Below are 23,686 nucleotides of genomic sequence, written 5' to 3' on the forward strand. Positions count from 1 at the left end.
TATGTACCTGATCAATGGCCAGTTATGTGACGACGTCACCCCGGAAAACGCCCTGCAACTCCTTCAAGAATCATTGCCTCGGCTGCTTTCTGCACCGATCGATAGCGAGACCGTCATCGAGTCCGCCGCTCGCTTTGCGGCGCAGTTGCAAACTCGTAGCCTGGATCTGTCCCTCGACGACGATCAATATCAAGGGCTTATCGATTTCTGCCAACACGGCAACCTGAGCACCAAGCTTGAGCGGGAACTGGGCCAGCGACCGCGTTCGCTGCGACGTATCGATTACCGGCAGCCGAACTTCGAAAGCTGGCACCCGTTGGGGCTGGTGGTGCATATCACCCCGGGCAATGCACCGATGCTGGCGTTCTGCGCGGTGCTCGAAAGCCTGTTGGCCGGCAACATCAACTGGCTTCGCCCCAGCTCCAGCGATCAGGGGTTGACCGCCCGGTTGCTCGCCGCCCTTGTGCAGTGCGACACCAGCGGCAGACTGGCAGAATTCGTAGCGGTTCTGCCGGTGAACACCTCTTGCATTGCTCAACTCTGCGCCAAGGCCGATGGAGTGTCCGCCTGGGGCGGGGAGACGGCGCTTAAATCTATTCGCCAGCAGATCCCGTCCGGCTGTCGCTGGATCGATTGGGGACACAAAATCAGCTTCGCCTATCTGTCACCTGACGCGGCGTCCCCTTCGGCGCTCGATGCGTTGGTGGATGAGGTCTGTCGACTGGATCAGCAAGCGTGTTCCAGCCCTCAATGAGTGCTGGTGGACAGCAACGATCCGGCCGTCTTGCAGAACCTCGGAGATCGACTGGCCGAAGCCTTCACCCGTCGCGCCCCACACTGGCCGGCGTTAACGCCGACAGATCAGGAAGCATCGGAAATCACTACCCGAACCGCCATGGCGCAGCTCGACCAGTGCTTTGCCAATCAGACCGGCCAGGTGTGGACCGGCCTCGGATGGCGTGTCATCTGGGAGCACCATCAAACGCTCGCGCCGTCGCCGCTGTTTCGTACGATTATGCTCAAACCGGTTGCGCAGCATCTGCTCGCCGAGACGCTGCAGCCCTGGCGCAACTTCCTGCAAAGCTGCGCATTGATGTGTCCCTCGGCAGAAACGCCCAAGCTCGTTCGAACGTTAGTCAATGCCGGCGTCAGCCGCATAGCGCCTTGCGAATCGATCCATGACGGATACACCGGTGAGCCCCACGATGGCGTCTACGCGCTATCGCGTCTGAGTCGCCGCCTCTCGGTGAGTTTGCCTCCACAGGTCTCGACAGGTCGTGCAACGCTCGACCCGGTTCCGTCTGCCCCCGATGTGTCCCATGACCCGATCATGGACAAAGACACGTTCCTCGCTCAGCCGATCGGCTCCGCAGCACAGTTGTACTTCCGCTCCGGCGGAAGCAGCGGGATCCCGGTACTGGCCGGTTTTAGCTATCGAGACTTTCAACGACAAATGCGCGCTGCGGCAGACGGCATGCTCTGCGTCGGGCTCGATCCGACAAGGGACCGGGTAATGAATCTGTTCTACGGCGGCAACCTGTACGGGGGGTTTTTCAGCTTTTCGAACATTCTCGAACAGATGGGTGTTGCACATTTGCCCATGGGCGCTCCCCAAGACGATGACTTCAGCGAAATCGCCCGACTGATCGTGGAGCAGCGTGTCACCGTGCTGATCGGCATGCCCAGTACGCTACATCGCCTGTTTCTCAAAGAGCAGGCCCAGCTTCGCGCCTACGCTGGTATCAGCAAAGTGTTCCTTGGCGGCGAGCATCCGGGAGAGGCCAGTCGGCGCCTGATAGAAAGCTGTGGGGTGTCGACGATTCGCTCCGCCATCTATGGCTCCGTTGATGCAGGCCCTCTGGGGCATGCCTGCCCGGCGACGGCGGACGGTGTGTTTCACTTGATGTGTGAAACCCAGCACCTGGAAATCGTTCATCTCGAACAGGATGTTCCGGTGCAGGCTGACGAGATCGGCCGTCTGTTGTTCACCTCTCGCGCCCGACAAGGTCAGCGCATCCACCGATATGACATCGGCGACACTGGCCGCTGGATACCAGGGATTTGCCCTTGCGGACTGGAGTCGCCGCGATTCGAGCTGCTGAAGCGTCACGGCAAGCTGGTGCGGGTTGGCACGGAATTCATTTCACCCGCGGCGCTGGAACTCAGCGTGGGATCCCCCATTCAAGTGGTCCTGGACCACACCGCCGACGGGATCGAGCGAATGCGGGTTCTCGCTGATGCAGACGCCACTTGGGTCCACGAAAAACTGCTGACCCACGAAGCCTTGGTGAATGCGGTGCGCGCTGAACTTTTAACTGTGGAGGTGACGACATGCGCAGAACAAGCATTCACCCGAAACAGACACAGTGGCAAAACCCCCTTAATTATCGATCAACGAAAATAAAAAAGTCGACGCAAGACGCTCACTATAAAAGAGAATCCCGTGAAGCCAACTTATTCGCTTGAACAACTAGTACCTTATATAAGACAACACTCCAGCTTCTACCGTAAACATCTGGAACACTTGCCCACGAACGGGCTTACTTTAAAAGATTTGCCATTAACCAATGTGGCCGACTATTGGTCCGGTAGTAACGACTTGAGTCATTGGCCAGTGCTGACCGGAGTTGTCAATGACGCACTGGTATTTAAAACCGGAGGCTCGACCAGCCAGGGCAAACTTGCGGTTTACTCCTCCGAGGAATGGCAAGTGTTGGTCAGCACGTTCGGCGCCAGTCTCTCAGATCAACTGAACAACGGCGACCGGGTTGCCAACCTGTTTTTTTCAGGGGATCTCTACGCCAGCTTTCTGTTTATCCACGACTCTCTGACTCATGTCGGGCGCTCCATCTGTGAGTTTCCGTTTACCGGCAACGTCGAGCTCGACGTGCTGGCGGATGCCATCGCACGACATCGGATCAATGTTCTGGCCGGCGTGCCGGCCCAATTACTGCGATTCGCGGCCTACCTGGCACAGCATCAGCTTGTGTTGTGCGGGGTCGAGACGCTGCTGTACGGTGGCGAAAGCCTGTTTGCCGCGCAGTTGGCAATGCTCGCAGAAGTGTTCCCCAACGCCCGCATCGCCTCTATTGGCTATGCCAGCGTAGACGCCGGACTCATCGGCGCCAGTGATCGCGACTGTGCATTGGGCGAGCATCGGGCATTCGAACCACAAACCCTGCTGGAAATCGTCGATGAACATACCGGTGAAGTGATTGAAGAATGCGATCGCATCGGGTTGTTGGTACTGACCAACCTGACACGCCAGCTCATGCCGCTGCTGCGTTACCCGGTAGGAGACCGTGCGTGTTGGCGTGAACCGACCGCAACCCCGATGCGTAAATTCGCCCTCAAGGGGCGCAGCGCCCATAGTCAACGTATACGAGTCGGTGTGCTGTCGCTGTTTACCGAAGAAATACACGAGATTGTTCAGCGTGCAGCAGGCACTGAGCAATGGCAATTGCTGATCGAGCAGGCCGGCCACAAGGATCTGTTGAGCGTGAAGTGGGTGCCCGAACCTCACTTGCAAACCGTCGAAGCAGATCGCCGCGCAGTGCTTGAAGCGCTGCTTGCCCACTACCCCGCCATCGACGACCTGAGCCGCGAGGGTCAGCTGGAATTGCGGGTGCTGACCTGCACAACCACAGAGCTGAAGCTTCACCCTCGCTCGGGCAAACAACTCAGGGTAGTGGATTTGCGAGTCTATGATGCTCCCTCGCCGGAGCCGGTGTGATGACCCAGTTGATATTTCGCGCCTACCACCCCTCTGACGCAGGTGCCGTTAGCCAATTGTTTCGAGAGGTCTACGGCGATCATTACGTTCAGCCGGATGTGTACCTGCCGAACATGATCAATCAGCACCACGCCGAGGGCCGCTGGCAATCGATGCTGGCCGTGGACAACGTACGCGTTCTGGGGCATGCCGCATTGTGTCGAGACACGCTTTCGAATACCGCAGAACTGGCCCTCAGCGTGGTGCATCCCGTCGCACAGGGACAAAGTATCGCAACTCACCTGGGCCGCGAGTTATTGAGGCAGTCAGGTTCTCTGGGGCTCACGAGCGTCTCGATCAAGCAAGTGACCCACCATCCCTACACTCAACGCATGGCAGAAAAGATCGGTTTTCACAGCACTGGATTGCTTCCCGACTATGTCCCTTCGCCATTCGCTGAACCACTGCCGGAAACCATCGTGATGGGGTGTCGCATGGTCGAAGGACGCGAGCGCCCGCTCCCCGACATCCCCTGGCCCGAACGCTATCGGGCGCTCATGAAGCACCTGTGCTCGGTGTTCGGAACCCGGCAGGATATAGCGTCGCGGTCAGAGATGCCTTTGCAAATAAAGCAACACCAGCATCGGTTCGATATTGTCATTCAGCGCTTGAACAGACACTTGCTCCAACAACTCTGGCAACTGCCCAGGCAGTGGACGATCTGCGCCAGACTCGAACTGTCCCGGCACTTCACACGAGACTTGCGAAGCTTTTCGGCGCTGGGCTTCGCCTTCACCGGCCTGATGCCCACGCCGGGTGGCAATGGCTGGTTCGCCCTGTTTCATCGAGGTGTCCAGTCTCGCCCCCTCAACCTGAACTGCCCACATATGCAACAGTTGCATGACGATCTACAGCAGAACGCCAACGCCACGATAGGTCACCGCCGCGCCGACGCCCCCATCGGTGCCCGCTCAGCCGCGTGAGTCTTCTCTGTAAAAACCATTATCCGAATGAGCGCAAAGCTCCACCAGCCAGTCGACGAATACCCGCACCCGCCGGGACAACTGACGGTGAGGAGGATAGAGCGCCGTCAGCGGCATACCCGGTGGCGGCACATCCCCCAGGACCTCGATCAAACGTCCCTCCTTCAATTGACGGGCAACGTGATAATACGGAGCCTGGACCAAGCCATATCCCGCCTCACACGCCGCCAGATAGCCATCGGAGCTGTTGACCGCGACTTGCTTGGGCAGGTCGATCAACCGCAACTGCCCATCGACGACAAACTCCAGTCCGTAGCGTTTGCCTGTGCTATTGGAAAAGTATTCCACCATCCGATGCCCCTTCAGGTCCTCCAGACACCGCGGAGTCCCGCAACGCTGCAAGTATTCGGGACTGGCACACGTGACTTGATCCAGTGTGGCCAGCGGTCGCGCCACCAGGGAGTCGTCCAGGGCCGAGCCGCCCCGCAACACGCAATCGACACCTTCGCGGATCAGATCCACAGGCCGGTCATTCAAACCGATTTCCAACTCGATCAAAGGATACCGGGCAGTGAATTGCGGCAATGCCGGAATCACGATCAAACGCCCCACTCCCGCCGGCATGTCCACTCGCAGCAACCCCTTGGGGTTGTGGCGAGCAGCAGAGAATACGGCTTCGGTTTCCTCCAGATCCGCCAGCAACCGCACGCAACGCGGGTAATAGGCTGCGCCATCGAGCGTCAGGCTGATCTGCCGGGTGGTGCGTTGCAGCAGTTGCACACCCAGGTGGGCCTCAAGTTGCTTGATCAGAGTGGTCACGGAAGCACGCGGCAATTGCAGGCTGTCCGCCGCCTTGGCGAAGCCGCCCAGCTCGACAATTCGCGTGAATACACGCATGGCGTTTAAACGATCCATGGTCAGGACTCGATGATTATTTAGAAATTACGAACAGTGATAGCACTTTTAGCCGGTTTATCTTCATTCTGTCGAGACCGACACTAAGCGCCTACATCCACAGGGAGTTCATTTCATGCAAACACGTCAACTGGGCAAGAACGGACCACAGGTATCAGCCATCGGTCTGGGCTGCATGGGCATGACCGATTTCTACACCACCGGCGTGGACACCCGCGAAGCCACGGCAACGTTGCATCGCGCGCTGGAGTTGGGGATCAGCCTGCTCGACACGGCAGACATGTACGGCCCACACACCAATGAAGAGCTGATCGGCAAGGCCATTGTCGGCAAGCGTGACCAAGTGTTCCTGGCCAGCAAGTTCGGCATTGTCCGCGACCCGTCCAACCCCGGCGCGCGGGGCGTCAACGGTCGCCCGGAATACATTCGCGAAGCGATCGACGGCACCCTCAAGCGCCTGGGCGTGGAAACCCTGGATTTGTACTACCAGCACCGCATCGATCCGCAGGTGGCCATCGAGGAAACCGTCGGCGCCATGGCCGAACTGGTGAAGGCCGGCAAAGTGCGTTACCTGGGATTGAGTGAAGCCTCGGTGGCCACACTGGAGCGAGCGCACAAGGTTCATCCGATCAGCGCCCTGCAAAGCGAATATTCGCTGTGGAGCCGCGATCAGGAAGAGAACGGTTGCCTCGCCGCGTGCCGGCGCCTGGGCGTGGCCTTTGTACCTTACAGCCCGCTGGGTCGGGGCTTTTTGACCGGGGCACTGAATAGCCCGGATGACTTCGCCGCCGACGACTACCGTCGCTTCAGCCCGCGTTTCCAAGGGGAAAACTTCGCCAAAAACCTGTTGCTGGTGCAGCAGGTACAAACGTTGGCCGCCGACAAGGGCGTGACGGCCGGCCAACTGGCGTTAGCCTGGGTCTTGGCTCAAGGGGAATACCTGATCCCGATTCCGGGCACCAAACAGCGTAAATACCTGGAAGAAAATGTGGCCGCGCTGGAGGTGAAGCTGAGTCGCGAAGAGTTGCAGGCCCTGGAAGCGATATTCCCGGCCAATGCCACCGCTGGCTTGCGCTACCCAGAAGAGGTCATGAAGTTGCTCGACCGGTAGCCGTTGCCTGGCCCGCTCGACAGTTCGAGCGGGCCTACGCTGCCAAACATCAGGCCCTGGCTTTGACGCCCTTGTCATTGGGGACCGTTGTCCCGTTGCCCTTGCCGTAAGTTTGCAGGTTCTGCAATACGTAGATCGCCGTCTTGTATTCCGGAATCAAGCCAGCGGCGTACTTGTCACCCTTGATGCTGTTGTTCTGGATGGCGTCCAGTTGTGTGGCGAAATACTCCAGTGCATTGAATTTCGCATCCGGGTCTTTCTGTACGCCAAACCGGTCGAACTTGTCGCCGGCATTGAGCAAGGTCATCGAAGTAATATCGGAAATCAGGCCTTTGCTTCTCAAGAACGCACTGAGATTACCCAGTTGTTTGGCGGAGACATTTTCCGGGTCGAAGCCCTTGATGTTCCGGTGCAGTTTCTGTTCATCCATTTTCGCCGTGTTCAGCGCATTTGGATTGTTTCCCACCATTGCCAGCATCTGCTTGACCCTGGCGCTATGGGTGGCAGGCTTGCTGCTGCCCGCGTCCCTGACCAGCAATCCTGCCTTGCTCGTCCAGCTACCTGTGTAACCGATTGTCATGACCGGGCTCCCGACTGCATGGCTGGATGCCCATCATCCAGAACACGCAGACGTCCTTGTGAGGCGACCATAATAAGTTCCTTGTTTAACCGAGTTAGTGCGGGCGAGTATCGACGCACGCACTAGTGCCACCAACAAATATTTCTGTTTTTTACAATTCTTGTACATTTACGACACATATCAAAAAAGCACCTTGTTTCATTGGCCGCCCTCATCTTTTCGATAGAGGTTCAGGCAACTAAAAACAACTTTATGTACGCGTTGGTTAGTTCGTTTTTATCAAGTTCGACACTTCCCGCCTTACACCCCCCGTCACCCCGGCAAAATCCTGCACGATCGTACCTAAAGCTCAGCCTTCGCGCGCCGATAGCCCTTTAACGCCACCGATTTTCACCCCCTAACCAATAATAAAAACGCTGCACAAGGACCGGTCCCATGCCCGCATTCCGTACCATTCAGGCTCGCTACACGCTGTTTCTGGTCCTGTTCATCCTGCTGCTATCCGTGTTGACTGTGGCTGGCATCAGCCAGTTGGTCGCGCCGAAGCTGCGTCACACCGAAGAACAGGTCGCCCTCAATCGCATCGCCGAAGTGGCCGAGCAAATCCAGGGTGAGCTGAACAAGGTACAAGCCCAGCAGCGCAGCATTACCCAGACCATTCCCCTGCTCGACAGCGCCACCATCGACACGGTGCTGCCAGGCCTGGTCGATCAGTACGGTGAATTGAAAGTCTTTGGTGGCGGGATCTGGCCGTTGCCCGGTCAGCGCGAAGCCGGGCGCAACAAGTTCAGCACCTTCTGGCACCGCGATGCCTCGGGCAAACTGGCGGTCAACACGTTCTGGAACAGCGACGCCGCGCCCAATTATTACGACCAGACCTGGTACAAGGGCGGCATGCAGACCCCGCGTGGCCAATGCGCCTGGGCCGCCGCCTATAAAGATGACGCCAGTGCCGAACCGCGCACCAACTGCGCCATGGCCATTCAGAAAAACGGCGCGGCATACGGCGTCTCGACCATCGACGTGACCCTGGGCTTCTTCAACGACCTGGTGGCGCGCAAGGAAAGAGACCTGGGTGCCGAGATGCTGATTGTCGAGGGCGACGGCAAGATCATCAGCAACAGCTCGCGGATCAGCGGGCCGATCGTGTTGAAAAACATTAGCGAGCTGGCTGCCAGCTCGCCGTTTGCCGCTCAGATCAAGGCTGGCCTGACGCAGCGTGACCAACCCCTGCAACGGGTCGAGTTCGATAACAACGGCGAAGCCAGCACCTTCTTCATGCGTCCGATCGAAGGCACGCCGTGGTTCCTCGCCACCGCCCTGCCGACCCGGCTGATCACCGCCCAGCGTGACGATGTGCTGAACACGTTGAGCCTGTTGCAGATTCCGATGGTGATCCTGCTGGTGTTGCTGCAGGTGTACGCCATCCGCCAACTGATCCAGCGCATGAAAGCCCTGAAAGCCAACATCGACGCTTTGTCCACGGGTGATGCCGACCTGACCCGACGCATCACCATCCGTGTCGAAGACGAACTGGGCGCCATCGGCCATTCGGTCAACGCCTTCATTGCCTACTTGCAGAACATGATCGGCGAAGTCACCCAGGCCACCGGCGCGATGGCGTCGAGCCTGGAGAACCTGCAACGGACTTCCGCGCATACCAGCCAGATTCTGGTGCGTCACGCCTCGGAAACCGATCAGACCGTCACCGCCATCACCGAGATGAGTTCGACCGCCGATAGCGTTGCGCAAAACGCCGCCGAAACCGCCGCCTTCACCCAACGCGCCAACGAACACGCGGATCGCTCCCGCGTGGTCGTCGGCGAAGCGTCCAGCAGTGTGGTGGCGTTGATTGACGAAGTGGCGAGTGCCACCCATAAAGTTGAAAGCATGCAACAGGATGCCCAACGCATCACCGAGATTCTCGGGGTGATTGGCGACATTGCCGGGCAAACCAACTTGCTCGCGCTCAACGCGGCCATCGAAGCGGCCCGAGCCGGGGAGCAAGGTCGTGGGTTCGCGGTGGTCGCCGATGAAGTCCGCGCCCTCGCCGCCCGCACACAGGCGAGCACTTCGGAAATCAACGAAATGCTGTCTCGCCTGACCCAAGGCGTGAGTTCCTCGGTCAGTGCCATGGAAAACACCCAGGCCAGCTGCCAGTCAGCCGCCGATGCCACGGCCCGGGTCAACGCCGGCCTGGATGAAATGGCCGGTTCCGTCAGCCACATTAATAGCCTGAGCACCCAGATCGCCACCGCTGCCGAGCAGCAAAGCGCCTTGACCGAAGAGATCAATCGCAGCATGGTGCAGATCCGCCACATGGTCGACCAACTGGTGCAAAGCGGCCAGGCCAGCGAACTCAACACCCGGCAATTGCTGGAGGCCAACAACCGGGTGAGCGCGATCATGGGGCGGTTCAAGGTTCGTTGACTGTGCCCCCTGAAGGCCGATTTTCGACGCTCAGGGGGCAAACCTGACAATTTTGTCATTGCGCGCTCATACAGCTGACAGCATTGATCTGCGATGATCTTGTATAACTTCGAAACACTCGCGCAATGCCCAGTCGGATAAAAGAGTCAAAATGTATCTTTTTGGCCGCAACCCGAGACGAAACTCCCATGCGAACCCACCTGCGTCTGGCCGCCCTGAGCGCCCTCTTCATCTCCTCCCTGGCCCAGGCCGCCGATCTGATCCCGATCGAAGTTCACCGCGACGCCAATTGCGGCTGCTGCAAAAAATGGGTCAGCCATCTGGAGGCCAACGGTTTCAAGGTCGAAGACCACGTTGAAGCCGACATGAGCCAGTTCAAGCAACAACACGGCGTGCCGCCTCGCCTGGCGTCGTGCCACACCGCCTTGATCAACGGCAAATTCGTCGAAGGCCATGTGCCGGCCGATCAAGTGCTGGCCTTGAACAAGCGTGACGATCTGCTGGGGGTTGCCGCCCCCGGCATGCCGATGGGCTCGCCGGGGATGGAAATGGACGGCATGAGCGATGCCTATCAGGTGATTGGTCTGCAAAAGGATGGCACTGACGTGGTGGTGGCGGACTACCCCGCCCATTGATGTTCGGCGCCTACATCGGGCTGTTTCTCGCGGCGTTCGGCGCCGCGAGCCTGCTGCCCTTGCAGTCCGAAGCGGTGCTGGTGGGGCTGTTGCTCAGCGACCCGTATTGGCTCTGGTCACTGTTGGCAGTGGCAACACTGGGCAACGTGCTGGGGTCGCTGCTGAACTGGTGGCTGGGGCGCGGCATTGAGCGATTTCGCGAGCGGCGCTGGTTTCCGGTCAGCCCTCATCATCTTCAACAAGCCCAAAAACACTATCAGCGCTACGGTCATTGGTCCTTGCTGCTGAGCTGGGTGCCGATCATCGGCGATCCGCTGACACTGGTGGCCGGCGTCCTGCGCGAACCGCTGGGGCGTTTCCTGATGATCGTGACCCTGGCCAAAGGCGCCCGCTACAGTGTGCTGGCATTGGCCACACTGGGCTGGATGGGTTGAACGCTGTGGCGAGGGGGCTTGTCGGAACGCCGCACCGCCCCGTTGGGCAGCGAAGCGGCCCTGGCCGCAGCGTTGTGTTGATGCATGGCAAGAATTTCTACAAAACCAATCCCGTTCGTTGATGAGGTAAGGATGATGGTGGTGCAGATTGCGGTGATCGATGACTGGCAGGACGTGGCGCACGACGTGGTGGACTGGTCAGTGCTGGACAGCATCGGCCAGGTGAGTTTTATCCATGACTACCCGGCCGACAATCAAACTCTGGCCGAGCGCCTGGGCGCATTCGAGGTGATCTGCGTGATGCGCGAGCGCACCCGCTTCGACGAAGACCTGCTGCGCCGCTTGCCCACCCTCAAACTACTGGTTACCGGCGGCATGCGCAACGCCGCCCTGGACTTGAAAGCAGCCGCCGCGCTGGGCATCCAGGTCTGCGGCACCGACAGCTACAAACATGCCGCACCGGAACTGACCTGGGCGCTGATCATGGCCGCGACCCGCAACCTGGTGACCGAAGCCAACGCCTTGCGCGCGGGCTTTTGGCAGCAAGGCCTGGGTGGCGACTTGCAAGGCAAGACGCTGGCGATCCTCGGCCTGGGCAGCATCGGTCAACGGGTCGCCCGGTTCGGCCAGGTGTTCGGCATGCGCGTCATCGCGTGGAGCGAAAACCTCACCGCCGAACGAGCGGCCGAAGTCGACGTGACCTATGTCAGCAAGCAGGAACTGTTCGAGCAGGCCGATGTGCTGTCGGTCCATCTGGTACTCAGCGAGCGCAGTCGCGGGCTGGTGGACGCTCAGGCGCTGGACTGGATGAAGCCCACGGCATGGCTGGTCAATACCGCACGGGGGCCGATTGTCGATGAGTCGGCGCTGATCAAGGCATTGCAGAAACAGCGCCTGGCGGGCGCGGCCCTGGACGTGTTCGAGCACGAGCCGTTGCCTCGCCATCATCCCTTCAGAACGCTGGACAATGTGTTGGCCACGCCTCATGTCGGGTACGTCAGCCGACAGAATTACCAGCTGTTTTTTTCGCAGATGATCGAGGACATTCAGGCTTGGGCGGCCGGGGCGCCGATCCGGTTGCTGGGCTGAGACCGCGTTATCGTTCATCGTCGGGTCGCCACCCGGAGCAAGCCCGCTCCCGCATTGATCTTGGTTTGGGTGTACACAAAACAGGTGACCACAACCAATCCACTGTGGGAGCAGGCTTACCCGCGAAGAGGCCTTCAAATCCACTCTATTCCCCTAAATCCTACGCACCGCAATGGTGCGCCCACACTTCATAGTGCCCAACTATCGTGACCTCCCGGTCCCGATTTGACCCACCCAAGAAAACAAACCTGCCCTTCGTCGGTGCGCCGCCCCATAAAACTCGCGTGTTTTGTACCCTCTCCCAACCGATTGTCGAACAATTTGTCCGGATGACCACCCCCCTCCAGGTTCTGGCCTAGACTGTTTTCGGGGAATAAAACCGATTGGTCATTCGGTAAAAAAATAGAAACTTTTGAGGCTGGCCTCAGGTCAGCTGAGAGGTAGGGCCACAGCGACTGGTGCATTCCTTGCAACAGCCACTTCACCCATTGAGCTTCAGCGCATGGGCAGCAATTGCTCACCGATGCGTAGCGCGTTTGCGCCCGGCCACAGGAATTGGCCAACACCGTTTGTGCCAGGCCTGGAATCAGATCAACAACACGGGGAGATGCATATGATCAATACGGCGTTAGATGTTCAGGGAGAACGTGCTCTTCAGCAGGTCGGCGAAGCCAACCCCGTGGGAGCCCTTACCGCCAAATCGGTCAGCGTCCCGGTCACCAAGGCGTTGGCACCGGTAGTCCGGCAGAATCCCAACAAAAAGAAAGTGTTGTTCGTCACCTCGGAGATTGCCGATCTGGTGAAGACCGGTGGCCTGGGCGACGTTTCCGCCGCGCTGCCGCGAGCCATGGCGCATCTGCACGATGTCCGGGTGTTGATCCCCGGTTACCCGCAAGTACTGAACAGCGAAAACCCGATTCATATCATTGGTGAACTGGGCGGGCACGCCGCGTTGCCGCCCTGCAAGATCGGGCGCATGGACATGCCCGACGGCCTGGTCATTTACGTGTTGATCTGCCCTGAACTGTACGAGCGCGAAGGCTCCCCTTACGGCGCCAACAACGGTCGCGATTGGCCGGACAACCATATTCGTTTCGCCCGCCTGGGCCTCGCGGCCGCTGATATTGCCGCCAACCTCGCACAAATTCACTGGTGCCCGGACCTGGTGCACGCCCACGACTGGCCCGCCGGCCTGGCGCCCGCCTACATGCACTGGCGCGGGCAACGCACCCCGACGCTGTTCACCATCCACAACCTGGCGTACCAGGGCGTCACCAGCCTCGGCTCGTGCCCGGAGCTCGGTATCCCCATGCATGCCTTGCAACAGGAAGGCATGGAGTTTTACGGCAAGATGTCGTTCCTCAAGGCCGGCATGGCCTACTCGAGCCACATCACCACTGTCAGCGCCACCTATGCCCAGGAAATCACCACGCCGGCCTTCGGCTGCGGCCTCGACGGTTTTCTCGCCGCCAAGACCCAGCAAGGTCTGCTCAGCGGGATTCCCAATGGCATCGATGAAAGCTGGGACGCAGCGACCGACCCACACCTGTTCTGCCCGTTCGGCATTGGTGACTGGGACGGCAAGGCAGTCAACGCAGCGCACGTGCGCCGGCTGTTTGGCCTGGATGATTCCGCAGGCCCACTGTTCGCCGTGGTCTCGCGACTTGTCTACCAGAAAGGCCTGGACCTGACCGAAGCGGTGGCCGAGTACATCGTCGCCAACGGCGGGCAGATCGCGATCATCGGCCGTGGCGAACCGGAAGAAGAACAAGCCATGCGTGAGCTGGCATTGCGCTTCCCCGGGCAAATCGGCGTGCACATCGGCTTCAATGAAACCGACGCCCGCCGGATGTTTGCCGGCAGTGATTTCCTGCTGATGCCTTCGCGTTACGAACCTTGCGGCCTGAGCCAGATGTACGCCCAGCGCTTCGGTTCATTGCCGGTGGCGCGCAATACCGGCGGCCTGGCCGACACCATCGAAAACGGCGTGACCGGTTTCCTTTTCGACGAATCCACCGTGGAGAGCTATCGCGAAGCCCTGAGCCGTGCGTTCAAGGTGTTCGCCTTCCCCGGCCTGCTCAACGCCATGCGTTGCCGGGCCATGGCGGCGCCCTTCAACTGGTGCAAGGCGGTCGAACCCTACGCCGAACTCTACGAACAACTGGTGGCTAAAGCGCTGGGTAAATCGGGCAAACAGTAAGAGGTTTTCAACGATGCCGTTACGGACCCTTGAAACCTGGCCCCACGGCGCAATCATGCTGGACGCTGAACACACGCGTTTTGCCTTGTGGGCGCCAGATGCGTTTTACGTCAGTCTTGAATTGGAAAATGGACAGTCCCTGCCACTGCGGCCTCAGGCCGATGGCTGGTTTGTGATCAAGACCCGCTGTCCCGCAGGTACCCGCTACCGCTATAACATCGATGGCGAGCTGGAAGTGCCGGACCCGGCCTCCCGCGCCCAGGCGGGCGATATCGGCAGCCACAGCGTAGTGGTCGATCCCCTCGCCTATCGCTGGCAACACAGTGCCTGGCAGGGTCGGCCATGGAACGAGGCGGTGATCTACGAACTGCATGTCGGTGCGCTCGGCGGCTTCAGCGAGGTCGAACAGCAACTGGCGCGATTAGTGGAACTGGGGATTACCGCCATCGAACTGATGCCGCTGGCGCAGTTTCCCGGCGAGCGCAATTGGGGCTATGACGGGGTTCTGCCTTACGCACCGCAGGCTTCCTACGGTTCGCCCGAACAACTCAAACACCTGATCGACACGGCCCACGGCCATGGCCTGGCGGTGATTCTCGACGTGGTCTACAACCACTTCGGCCCGGACGGCAATTACCTGCATCGCTACGCCAAAGGCTTTTTCCGCGAAGACAAACACACCCCATGGGGCGCAGCCATCGACTTCCGGCGGCGCGAGGTACGTGACTTCTTTATCGACAATGCGCTGATGTGGTTGCTGGAGTACCGCTTCGACGGTCTGCGCCTGGATGCCGTGCACGCCATCGAAGACCCGGACTTCCTGCAAGAACTGGCGCAACGGGTTCGCCAGCATATCGGTCCGCCGCGGCACGTGTGGCTCATGGCGGAAAACGAGCACAACCAGGCCAGCCTGCTGGAGCAAGGTTTCGACGCGCAGTGGAACGACGACGGCCATAACGCCCTGCACGTTTTGCTCACCGGCGAAACCGACGCCTATTACGCCGACTATGCCCAAAACCCCACCGAACAACTCGCCCGCTGCTTGAGCCAGGGCTTCGTGTTTCAAGGCCATATCACCCGCCACGGTACGCCGCGCGGGGAGCCGAGCGGTCACTTGCCGCCCACAGCCTTCGTGCTGTTCTTGCAGAACCACGACCAGATCGGCAACCGCGCCTTTGGCGAGCGCCTGCATCAACTGGCCCGTTCCGAAGCCCTTAATGCCGCCACCGTGTTGCTGCTGTTGTCGCCGATGATCCCGTTGATGTTCATGGGCGATGAGTTCGCCGCCGAGCAACCGTTCCTGTTCTTCACCAGCCACCACGGTGAACTGGCGGAGTTGGTGCGCGAAGGTCGACGCAATGAATTCGCGGCCTTCAGCGCCTTTGCCGACCCGCACAAACGCGAGCAGATTCCCGACCCGAACGCGACGCAGACCTTCGAAGCGTCGCGCCCGAAGCTGACCGCCACCCGGCAGCCAGCGACTCATGAGCTGTATCGCCGACTGCTGCAAATCCGCCATCAACACATCATCCCGCACCTGCCCGGCGCCCAGGCGTTGGGTGCGCAAGTACTGGCCGAAGGCGCGGTGACGGCGCACTGGCGATTGGGCGATGGCCGTCAGCTGCGTATTGACCTGAACCTCAGCGACACGCCCGTGGTCCACTCCCCACAGGCCGACGCGACACTGCTGTTCGAATACCCGCCGCACTCGGCCGGTCTGTTGGATCAGGGCACCCTTGCCCCGTATTGCGCGCTAGTCAGCCTCACGGCCGCAGCCCCTTTGCTACCCCCGGATGGAGAGCGCCCATGAGCGATACGCAACTGGAAATACTGGCCAGCCGAGCTGGCCTGGCCGTCGACTGGATCGACGCCAATGGCCGTCCACAGAAAGTGACCCCGGCGGTGCTGCGTTCAGTGCTGGCCGGGCTTGGCCATCCCGCCAGCACCGTCCAGGAAATCGCCGCCAGCCTGCTGCAACTGCAGGAGGTGCAACAAACCCGGCACCTACCACCATTGCTGACCTGCGACGTGGGCGTCGGGCTTGATCTGGCCCACTACTTCGCCCCGCAAACCCCGTGTGAGATCCACCTTGAAGACGGCTCGCGACTCAACCTCAATCTCGATGACAACGCTGTGTTACCCGGTTTGGTGCCGGTGGGTTATCAGCACGTCAGCATCGACGATCAGTCGTTCACCCTGGCAGTGGCGCCCGAGCGCTGCTACAGCGTCGGCGACGCCATTGACAGTCAAACCCCGCGCGCCTGGGGCCTGAGCGTGCAGTTATATTCGCTGCGCCGGCCCGGCGATGGCGGTTTCGGCGATACCCAGGCGCTTGAGGACCTGGCCCGGGTGGCCGGCGAACGGGGCGCCGAAGCCCTAGCGATCAGCCCGCTGCATGCGATGTTCAGCGGCGACACGCAGCGCTACAGCCCTTACTCGCCGTCCAGCCGTTTGTTCCTCAATAGCCTGTACGCAGCGCCCGGGGCGATTCTCGGCGAGCGTGCCCTGCGCACCGCGATCGACGCCACCGGCCTTGCCGCCGAACTCAAACACCTGGAAGCATTGCCGCTGATTGACTGGCCCACGGCCGCCGAGGCCAAGCATCGCTTGCTGGAAGCCTTGTACGAAGGGTTCACCCACGGCGCACATCCCTTGCATGCCGACTTCAGCAGCTTCCGTCATGCCGGTGGCGAAGCGCTGGAAAATCATTGTCGCTTCGAAGCGATCCAGGAGGCCCGTGCCAGGCGTGGTGAAAACCTTGACTGGCGCGAGTGGCCCGAACAATGGCGTAACCCGCGCAGCGCCGCCCTGACGCAATTTGCCGAAGAGAACTCGAGCCGCATCGGCTACTACGCGTTTTGCCAATGGCTGATTGCCCGCAGCCTTGAGCGTGCACAAACCGCCGCCCGTGGAGCCGGCATGGGCATCGGCCTGATCGCCGACCTGGCGGTGGGCGCCGACGGCGGCGGCAGCCAGGCCTGGAGTCGCCAGGACGAATTGCTCGCCTCGCTGACCGTGGGTGCGCCACCGGACATTCTCAACCGCTCCGGCCAGGGCTGGGGGATTTCCGCGTTTTCCCCCGAAGGCCTGGTGCGTAACGGCTTTCGTGCGTTCATCGAAATGCTGCGGGCCAATTTCGCCCATGCCGGCGGCCTGCGCATCGATCACGTCATGGGCCTGCAACGGCTGTGGGTGATCCCTAAGGATGCGCCGCCCAGCGACGGGGCCTACCTCTATTACCCGGTGGACGATCTGCTGCGCCTGCTGACCCTCGAATCCCATCGGCATCAGGCCATCGTCCTCGGCGAAGACCTTGGCACCGTGCCCGAGGGCCTGCGCGAAAAACTCATCGCGCGCTCTATCCTCGGTATGCGCGTACTGTTGTTCGAGCAGGACAACACCCACTTCAAGCCGATTCTCGACTGGCCCGACAACGCGCTGGCCACCACCAGCACCCACGACCTGCCGACGCTCAATGGCTGGTGGCATGGCCGCGATATCGATTGGAGCGCGCGCCTGGACCTGGTCGACGCCACGGGTGAAATCGAATGGCGTCAACATCGTGAACGCGAGCGCGAAGGCTTGCGCCAGGTGCTGAGCCAGGACCCGCAAAATTTCCGTGAAGAGTCCCATGAAACCGATCAGGTGCTCGACGCCGCCATCCGGTTTCTCGGTCATACCCGCGCGCCGTTGGTGTTGTTGCCGCTGGAAGATGCCTTGGGTATTGAACAGCAGGCCAACTTGCCCGGCACCACCGACACCCACCCTAACTGGTCCCGCCGACTGCCCGGCGACAGCGAAGCCCTGCTCGATAATCCGGATGCCGCCCGACGCCTGGAACTGCTCGCCTGTGCGCGACTCCAGGCGGCCGAGCGTGACCAATGAATCAATCGCTCATCCCGCCGCTACGGGCCACCCTGCGGCTGCAATTTCATAAAGGCTTCACCCTGGATCAGGCGATTGCGCTGGTGCCGTATTTCGCCGGCCTGGGCATCAGCCATATCTACGCCTCACCGCTGCTCGCCGCCCGCACGGGCTCCCTGCATGGCTACGATGTGGTGGACCCGACCACGGTCAACCCTGAACTGGGCGGCGAAGCGGCATTGCGCCGTTTGGTCGCTGCGTTGCGCGAACACGACATGGGGCTGATCCTCGATATCGTTTCCAACCACATGGCCGTCGGCGGTGGCGACAATCCCTGGTGGCTCGACTTGCTGGAATGGGGACGACTGAGCCCTTACGGTGAGTTCTTCGACATTCAATGGCACTCGCCCGACCCGTTGATGGAAGGCCAGTTGCTGTTGCCCTTTTTGGGCAGCGATTACGGCATTGCATTACAGGACGGCACCCTGCCCTTGCGTTTCGATGCCCGGCGTGGTGCCTTTTATGTCGAGCACTATGAGCACCACTTCCCGATTTGCCCCACGGACTACGGCGAACTGCTCAAGGCCGACGATCGATTGAATGCCGAGCAAGTCGAACGGCTCAAGTCCCTGGCAGACCGTTTCAGCACCTTGAGTTACCAGAGCGACGCCTACAGACTGGCGGCCCCACTGAAGACTGAACTGAGTGAACTGGCCAGCGATTCGGCCATCCTTCGTGCCATCCAGCACACCCTCAGCACTTACGACTCGCTTCCCCCCGAAGGTTTCCAGCGTTTGCACATGCTGCTGGAACGCCAGAGTTATCGCCTGGCCAGTTGGCGCACCGCGGCGGACGATATCAACTGGCGGCGTTTTTTCGACATCAATGAACTGGGCGGCCTGCGCGTCGAGCGCCCGGCGGTGTTCGAAGCGACCCACGCAAAAATCTTCGAGCTGGTGGCCGAAGGCCTGGTCGACGGCCTGCGTATCGACCACATCGACGGCCTCGCCGACCCGCGCAGCTACTGCCGCAAACTACGGCGCCGGATTGATCGCCTGGCACCCGGCCGACACCTGCCGATCTACGTCGAGAAGATCCTCGGCGAAGGCGAAACCCTGCACCGCGACTGGTGCGTCGATGGCAGTACTGGTTACGAATTCATGAACCAGCTGTCGTTGCTGCAACATGATCCCGAAGGTGCCCAGGCCTTGGGCGAACTCTGGAACCGGCACAGCGAACGGCCCGCCGACTTTCGCCAGGAAGCGCAACTGGCGCGCCAGCAGATTCTCAACGGTTCCCTCGCCGGGGATTTCGAAAGTGTTGCCCATGCCCTGTTGCAAGTGGCCCGGGACGACCTGATGACCCGGGACCTGACCCTCGGCGCGATCCGGCGGGCCTTGCAGGAGCTGATTGTGCACTTCCCGGTGTACCGCACTTACATCAGCCCGCTGGGTCGCGCGGCCCAAGACGAGGTGTTTTTCCAGCAGGCCATGGCCGGTGCAAGGCAAACCCTTGGCGAGGCCGACTGGCCAGTGCTTGATTGCCTGGCCGGCTGGCTCGGCGGCCAGCCCTGGCGCCAGCGCCCGGTGGGCCGTCCACGCAAACTGCTCAAGCATGCGTGCGTGCGCTTCCAGCAACTGACCTCTCCGGCGGCGGCCAAAGCGGTGGAAGACACCGCGCTTTATCGCTCGGCGGTGCTGCTGTCGCGCAACGATGTCGGCTACAACACCGAGCAGTTCAGCGCCCCGGTTGCCGACTTCCATGCCGCCTGCGCCAATCGCCTCGCCGAGTTCCCCGACAACCTGCTGGCCACCGCGACTCACGACCACAAACGTGGCGAAGACAGCCGCGCGCGGCTGGCGGTGTTGAGTGAGCGCAGCACCTGGTACGCCGAACAGGTGGAACACTGGCGAACCCTGGCCAGCGAACTGCGCACCGACCCCGGCGCGCCCTCGGCGGGCGACGAGCTGATTCTCTATCAAGCAATCCTCGGCAGTTGGTCGCTGGAGTTGCGCAGCGACGATCAGCCTGCGCTTGAGGACTACACTAAACGCCTCTGGCAGTGGCAACAGAAAGCCCTGCGCGAAGCCAAGTTACAAAGCAGCTGGAGTGCGCCGCACGAGGCCTATGAACAGGCCACCCATGGTTTTCTCGAACGCCTGCTGCTGAGCCCTGAAGGTCAGCCCCTGCGTGCATCTATAAGTGCTGCGGCACAGAGCATTGCCGTTCCGGGTGCGCTGAATGGATTGGCGCAAACCTTGCTGCGAATGACCGTGCCGGGGGTGCCGGATCTCTATCAGGGCAACGAGTTCTGGGACTTCACACTGGTCGATCCCGATAACCGCCGGCCGGTGGATTACGTCAGTCGTCAGCAGGCCATGCACCTACCGTTTGACCTGCCCGATCTGTTGGCGAACTGGCGTGACGGGCGCATCAAGCAAACCCTGATCGCCCGGGCATTAAACCAACGTGCCGAGCATGCCGGGTTGTTTCAAAAAGGCACTTATCAAGCCCTTGAAGTGATTGGTAGCCAGGCTCACCGGGTGCTGGCGTTTGCTCGAGAATGGCAGGGACAACGGGCAATCGTGACAGTACCGATACGCTGTGCCGGACTGCTGGAAAACAGTGCCGCCCCCCAGGTTGACGCGTTGCTATGGGGCGACACCCGAATCAAATTGCCATTCGCGGCCACCGAAGAAAATCTGAAGGGACTTTTTACCAGCGTCGCAGTCACAAAACACAGGGAGCTGATGGTCGGCGCCGCGCTGGGGCATTTCCCGGTCAATCTCTTTATCCAAACTACCCAAACTTGAGTTCAGTTCAGGAGCATTGCGATGAGTACCGACGAAAAACGCATTCGCGAATTTGCCTATCAAATCTGGGAATCCGAAGGAAAACCCGAGGGCCAGGAAACCCGCCATTGGGAGATGGCCTGCAAACTGGCCGAGGCCGAAGCGCTGGCGCCCGGCAAATCAGCCAAAGCGAGCGGCAGCAAAACCGCCAGCGCCAAGCCCGCGGTCGGCAAGCCCGACGGTAAGCTGGTCAATGCCAAGGGCATCGAAGCCAAACCCCGTGCCAAGCCCAAAGCCAAACCCGCCGCCGCTTCGGCGGTAATCCCGCCAGGCGAAAAAAACACTGTGAAAAAGCCTCGCGCCACGCGTAAACCACCCGAGGTCTGACGCTTCACAGTCTTGTCCTGATTTGTGGCGAGGGGGCTTGTCGGAACGACGCATCGCCCCGTTCGGCTGCGAAGCAGTCGTAAACCGGACGCCACGTTGCTGATTAAAGAATCGCAGTGACTGGTTTAAGGGTCGCTTTGCGACCCAACGGGGGCAAGCCCCCTCGCCACAGAGCGCCCTCGAAAAATACCGTTGCAGGAGCAGCTATGACCAGTCCAAAGAAAACCGCGCCCGAACCTCACGAGGCCTCGCGAATCCGTGAAGGCCTGCCCTTCCCGCTAGGCGCGACCTGGGATGGCCTGGGAGTCAATTTCGCGCTGTTTTCGGCTAACGCGACCAAGGTCGAACTGTGCATCTTCGACGATGCCGGCGAGGTAGAACTCGAACGTATCGAGCTGCCGGAATACACCGACGAGATCTACCACGGCTACTTGCCCGATGCCCACCCGGGGTTGATCTACGGCTATCGCGTCTACGGGCCGTACGACCCGGCCAACGGTCATCGCTTCAACCCGAACAAATTGCTGATCGATCCCTATGCCAAACAGTTGGTCGGCCAATTGAAATGGTCCGAAGCGTTGTTCGGCTTCACCATCGGCCACCCCGACGCCGACCTCAGTTTCGATGAACGGGACAGCGCGCCCTTCGTGCCAAAATGCAAAGTGATCGACCCGGCCCACACCTGGGGCCACGACCATCGAGTCAGCGTACCGTGGGAAAAGACCATCATTTATGAGACTCACGTACGCGGTTTCAGCATGCTTCACCCCGCCGTCCCCGAGAACCTGCGCGGCACCTTCGCCGGGTTGATGGTCGATGACGTGCTGGAACATATCCGCAAGCTCGGCGTGTCGACCGTGGAGTTGCTGCCGATCCATGCCTTCGTCAATGACCAGCATCTGCTGCACAAAGGCATGACCAATTACTGGGGTTACAACAGCATCGCATTCTTTGCCCCAGACCCGCGCTACCTGGCCAGCGGCAAGATCGCCGAGTTCAAGGAGATGGTCGCGCACCTGCACGACGCCAATCTGGAAGTGATTCTCGACGTGGTCTACAACCACACCGCCGAGGGCAATGAACAAGGCCCGACCCTGTCCATGCGCGGCATCGACAACGCCTCTTACTACCGGTTGAGGTCCGACGACAAACGCTACTACATCAACGATTCCGGCACCGGCAACACCCTGGACCTGAGTCACCCGTGCGTACTGCAAATGGTCACTGACTCGCTGCGCTACTGGGCCACGGAAATGCACGTGGACGGTTTCCGTTTTGACCTGGCAACCATCCTCGGCCGCTACCACGACGGCTTCGACGAACGGCACAGCTTTCTCGTCGCCTGTCGTCAGGACCCGGTACTGCGTCAGGTGAAATTGATTTCCGAATCGTGGGACTGTGGCCCTGGCGGTTATCAGGTCGGAAACTTCCCGCCGGGCTGGGTCGAATGGAACGACAAATTCCGCGACACCACACGTGCGTTCTGGAAGGGTGACGACGGCCAGCTCGCCGACTTCGCCAGCCGCATGACCGCCTCCGGTGAGATGTTCAACCAGCGCGGCCGTCGCCCATATGCTTCGCTGAACTTCATCACCGCCCATGACGGCTTCACCCTCAACGATCTGGTGTCGTACAACGACAAACACAACGAGGCTAACGACGAGAACAATCAGGACGGCAGCAACAACAACCTGTCCTGGAACCACGGCGTCGAAGGCCCCACCGACGATCCCGAGATCAATGCCCTGCGCCAGCGGCAGATACGTAACTTCTTCGCCACGTTGCTACTGTCCCAGGGCACGCCGATGCTGGTAGCTGGCGACGAGTTCGCTCGCACCCAGGCAGGCAACAACAATGCCTATTGCCAGGACAGCGAGATCGGTTGGGTCAATTGGGACCTGAGCGAAGACGGCAAGGCGTTGCTCAAGTTCGTCAAACGCCTGATCAAGTTGCGCCTGGCCTATCCGATCCTGCGACGTGGGCGCTTTCTGGTGGGCAATTACAACGAGGACATCGGCGTCAAGGACGTGACCTGGCTGGCCCCGGACGGCAGCGAAATGTCCATAGAACAATGGGAAGAAGGCCACGGTCGTTGCCTGGGCATGCTGCTCGACGGTCGCGCCCAGGAAACCGGCATACGCCGCAAAGGTGCCGACGCAACCCTGCTGCTGGTGGTCAACGCGCACCATGACATCGTCAACTTCCTGCTACCGGAAGTGCCTGACGGCGGTTTCTGGACTTGCATGATCGATACCAATCAACCGTCGATTCGGGGCCAGGAACGCTTTGAGTTTGGTCGCCAATATTCAGTCACCGGCCGTTCGCTGCTGCTGTTCGAATTGCAGCATGAGGAAGAAGAGTGATCAGGGGCAAGCCTCGCTCCCACAGGGATGGTGCTTACCTTCGAAGGTTTCGGGAATTATTTGCGAAACCTGACACAGGTCCGGTTAGAAAAACCGCATCAGACCAAAGGCTGAGGCGACGAATAGCGTTTCATGAGCAATACTCTGTCCGCGGCAATCCAGGGTTCGGAGCGCTGCACATTGCTATCTAC

Annotated in this window: 15 protein-coding genes and 1 pseudogene; 14 read left to right on the forward strand and 2 right to left on the reverse strand. The window is 60.4% G+C overall.

The window, feature by feature from the left end; all coding sequences use genetic code 11:
- Position 1 precedes the first annotated feature (1 nt).
- From J3D54_RS24530 to J3D54_RS24540, 3 genes and pseudogenes are all read left to right on the forward strand, one after another.
- A pseudogene (locus J3D54_RS24530) lies at positions 2 to 2,404 on the forward strand (aldehyde dehydrogenase family protein).
- A gap of 39 nt (positions 2,405 to 2,443) precedes the next feature.
- Complete coding sequence (locus J3D54_RS24535) at positions 2,444 to 3,733, forward strand: AMP-binding protein (protein WP_253423801.1); 1,290 nt, start codon at positions 2,444 to 2,446, stop codon at positions 3,731 to 3,733.
- Positions 3,733 to 4,695, forward strand: a complete 963-nt coding sequence (locus tag J3D54_RS24540; RefSeq protein WP_253423803.1) for a GNAT family N-acetyltransferase — start codon at positions 3,733 to 3,735, stop codon at positions 4,693 to 4,695. The genes J3D54_RS24535 and J3D54_RS24540 overlap by 1 nt, the downstream gene beginning before the upstream one ends.
- On the opposite strand, the gene J3D54_RS24545 is transcribed toward J3D54_RS24540, so the two are convergent.
- On the reverse strand, positions 4,684 to 5,610 hold the full coding sequence (locus J3D54_RS24545) for a LysR family transcriptional regulator (protein ID WP_253423806.1): 927 nt from the start codon (positions 5,608 to 5,610) through the stop codon (positions 4,684 to 4,686). The two genes, J3D54_RS24540 and J3D54_RS24545, sit on opposite strands and share 12 nt — an antisense overlap.
- A gap of 115 nt (positions 5,611 to 5,725) precedes the next feature.
- On the opposite strand from J3D54_RS24545, the gene J3D54_RS24550 reads away from it, so the two are divergent.
- Positions 5,726 to 6,721 carry an aldo/keto reductase gene (locus J3D54_RS24550; protein ID WP_253423809.1) on the forward strand — a complete coding sequence of 332 codons (996 nt, stop codon included), beginning with the start codon at positions 5,726 to 5,728 and terminating at the stop codon, positions 6,719 to 6,721.
- 49 nt (positions 6,722 to 6,770) lie between these two features.
- On the opposite strand, the gene J3D54_RS24555 is transcribed toward J3D54_RS24550, so the two are convergent.
- Positions 6,771 to 7,301: a hypothetical protein gene (locus tag J3D54_RS24555; protein ID WP_253423812.1), complete on the reverse strand. Its 531-nt coding sequence runs from the start codon at positions 7,299 to 7,301 to the stop codon at positions 6,771 to 6,773.
- Between the two features lie 435 nt (positions 7,302 to 7,736).
- Between J3D54_RS24555 and J3D54_RS24560 the strand changes: the two genes are divergently transcribed.
- The 10 genes from J3D54_RS24560 to glgX all read left to right on the forward strand — a co-directional run bounded on the left by J3D54_RS24560 (position 7,737) and on the right by glgX (position 23,495).
- On the forward strand, positions 7,737 to 9,731 hold the full coding sequence (locus J3D54_RS24560) for a methyl-accepting chemotaxis protein (RefSeq protein WP_253423815.1): 1,995 nt from the start codon (positions 7,737 to 7,739) through the stop codon (positions 9,729 to 9,731).
- A 188-nt stretch (positions 9,732 to 9,919) separates the two neighbouring features.
- Positions 9,920 to 10,366, forward strand: a complete 447-nt coding sequence (locus J3D54_RS24565) for a DUF411 domain-containing protein (RefSeq protein WP_253423821.1) — start codon at positions 9,920 to 9,922, stop codon at positions 10,364 to 10,366.
- Positions 10,366 to 10,800 carry a YqaA family protein gene (locus tag J3D54_RS24570; protein ID WP_253423824.1) on the forward strand — a complete coding sequence of 145 codons (435 nt, stop codon included), beginning with the start codon at positions 10,366 to 10,368 and terminating at the stop codon, positions 10,798 to 10,800. Before J3D54_RS24565 ends, J3D54_RS24570 begins: the two co-directional genes overlap by 1 nt.
- Before the next feature lie 135 nt (positions 10,801 to 10,935).
- On the forward strand, positions 10,936 to 11,889 hold the full coding sequence (locus J3D54_RS24575) for a D-2-hydroxyacid dehydrogenase family protein (RefSeq protein ID WP_253426745.1): 954 nt from the start codon (positions 10,936 to 10,938) through the stop codon (positions 11,887 to 11,889).
- Between the two features lie 613 nt (positions 11,890 to 12,502).
- A complete protein-coding gene (gene glgA / locus J3D54_RS24580; RefSeq protein WP_253423826.1) occupies positions 12,503 to 14,089 on the forward strand; it encodes a glycogen synthase GlgA in 1,587 nt (528 codons plus the stop codon).
- A gap of 13 nt (positions 14,090 to 14,102) precedes the next feature.
- Entirely contained in the window at positions 14,103 to 15,899 is a 1,797-nt protein-coding gene (treZ, locus tag J3D54_RS24585; RefSeq protein WP_253423829.1) for a malto-oligosyltrehalose trehalohydrolase, read from the forward strand.
- Positions 15,896 to 17,974 (forward strand): 4-alpha-glucanotransferase, encoded by a 2,079-nt coding sequence (gene malQ / locus J3D54_RS24590; RefSeq protein WP_253423832.1) that lies wholly within the window; start codon positions 15,896 to 15,898, stop codon positions 17,972 to 17,974. Before treZ ends, malQ begins: the two co-directional genes overlap by 4 nt.
- Positions 17,971 to 20,766, forward strand: a complete 2,796-nt coding sequence (locus J3D54_RS24595) for a malto-oligosyltrehalose synthase (RefSeq protein WP_253423834.1) — start codon at positions 17,971 to 17,973, stop codon at positions 20,764 to 20,766. The genes malQ and J3D54_RS24595 overlap by 4 nt, the downstream gene beginning before the upstream one ends.
- 21 nt (positions 20,767 to 20,787) lie before the next feature.
- The gene (locus J3D54_RS24600) at positions 20,788 to 21,132 is read left to right on the forward strand and encodes a DUF2934 domain-containing protein (RefSeq protein ID WP_253423838.1); all 345 of its coding nucleotides are present in this window, start codon (positions 20,788 to 20,790) and stop codon (positions 21,130 to 21,132) included.
- Between the two features lie 206 nt (positions 21,133 to 21,338).
- Positions 21,339 to 23,495 carry a glycogen debranching protein GlgX gene (gene glgX / locus J3D54_RS24605; RefSeq protein WP_253423842.1) on the forward strand — a complete coding sequence of 719 codons (2,157 nt, stop codon included), beginning with the start codon at positions 21,339 to 21,341 and terminating at the stop codon, positions 23,493 to 23,495.
- Positions 23,496 to 23,686 lie beyond the last annotated feature (191 nt).

Source organism: Pseudomonas sp. GGS8 (assembly GCF_024168645.1).
Lineage (GTDB): Bacteria > Pseudomonadota > Gammaproteobacteria > Pseudomonadales > Pseudomonadaceae > Aquipseudomonas.